General features: G+C 63.9%; 1 protein-coding gene and 2 pseudogenes. All 3 read right to left on the bottom strand.

Annotation, left to right across the window (positions count from 1 at the left end; genetic code table 11):
• A pseudogene (locus tag GSY69_RS13765) lies at window positions 1–313 on the bottom strand (hypothetical protein); the annotation flags it as partial.
• 84 nt (window positions 314–397) lie between these two features.
• The gene (locus GSY69_RS13760) at window positions 398–760 is read right to left on the bottom strand and encodes a VOC family protein (protein ID WP_030013202.1); all 363 of its coding nucleotides are present in this window, start codon (window positions 758–760) and stop codon (window positions 398–400) included.
• Window positions 761–790: 30 nt separating this feature from the next.
• A pseudogene (locus GSY69_RS13755) lies at window positions 791–1,495 on the bottom strand (ISL3 family transposase); the annotation flags it as partial.

The raw sequence follows: 1,495 nt of genomic DNA, 5'->3' as shown, positions 1-1,495 counted from the left end.
TCCTCGCGACGCGGACGACGTCCTCACGGAACTCTTGGGGATAGGGAGCGGGCATGGCGCACATCCTTCCCTGCAACGCCGCACGGCGCCACAGATCATGTGACACCTGATCGTGCATCAGTCCCGGATGAACGATCTCCACCCCGGCAGCCTCGACACGCTTGAAAGCCTCACGCACGTCATCGACGAACACCGAAACGTCGGGGTTGACCGGCGCTGTGGCATCGGCGGTCATCAGACTGAGCTGATGCCCAGCATCGTCGCCAAGGGTGACGATCCATCCGTGATCCATCAGAACCTCAAGGCCCAACATGCTCCGATGCTCTTCCACAGCTCGGGCAATATCTGTGACCGTCAGGTTCGGGACGACTCGTTCAACTCTCATAGACCCACCTTGCTACACGATGGAGTTGGGTCTCTCACCTGCGCGCGTCCAGGCCGCGAGCTCGTTACCGCCCGGCTCGCGGAAGTGGAATCGGCGACCACCGGGGAAATCGAACGGTGGGACGGTGATGACACCATGAGCAGCTTCGACGGCTGACATGGTTGCATCAAGGTCGTCGACCTCGATGATCGTCAAGGGTCTTGGGGGTGCTTCGGCGGTGTCTTCCTGGAAGCCAAGTGTCTGTTCGTTGTCGAGCTGAACGTCTGTGTAGTGCGGCCCGTAAGCCAGGTGCTCCCAGCCGAAGGCGGCGCGAAAGAATTCCGCCGATGAGTGGGCGTCTGATGACGGGAACTCCACCATCGTCAATCGGTTCATGGCTTCGACTCTAGGGCGATGAGCGGCTCTTCACAATTCGGGGTGTAGGTGTGGTCTGAATCCGCCGGCTTCGAGGAGTGCGCGGGCGATGTAGTTGGTGAGGTTGCGGAAGCCGAGGGCCAGGCCACGCAGGTGCTCGAGGCGACCGTTCACGGCTTCGGTAGGTCCGTTGCTCGTGCGCGGCCGGTCGAAGTAGGCCAGGACGTCGCAGGCGCGTCTGGTCAGGGTGCGGCCGAGCTTGCGCAGTTCTACCAACGCCTCAGGCACACTGTCGGCGAGGGCGTCGATCACGGAGCTCATCTCGACGCGGCCGGCTGCCCGGTCGGGGTGACGGTAGGCGGAGATCATGCGCTGGTAGATCCCCTAGGTGCACTCGACTTGCACGTGCCGGTCCCCAGCGAAGAGCTTGTCAAGGCGCTCGTGCTGGCGGTCGGTGAGCAGGTCAGCCCCGGTGTGCAGGGTCCGCCGCGCGGTGTAGAGCGGGTCGCCCTTGCGTCCGCGGTGTCCGTGCAGTTCCTGCTGGACTCGGCGGCGGCACTCATCGAGAGCGTCCCCGGCCAACCGGATGACGTGGAAGGGATCCATAACCGTGACGGCGTCCGGCAGCCCCTCGGTGGTGGCGGTCTTGAAGCCCGCAAACCCATCCATGGCCACGACCTCGATCCCATCGCGCCAAGCCTGGTCCCGCTCGGCCAGCCAGTCCTTGAACGCCTTCTTCGACCGACCTTCGACCAC

Source organism: Brevibacterium rongguiense, from assembly GCF_009857845.1.
Classification (GTDB): Bacteria; Actinomycetota; Actinomycetes; order Actinomycetales; family Brevibacteriaceae; genus Brevibacterium; species Brevibacterium rongguiense.
This window is presented reverse-complemented; position numbering and strand designations above follow the sequence as displayed.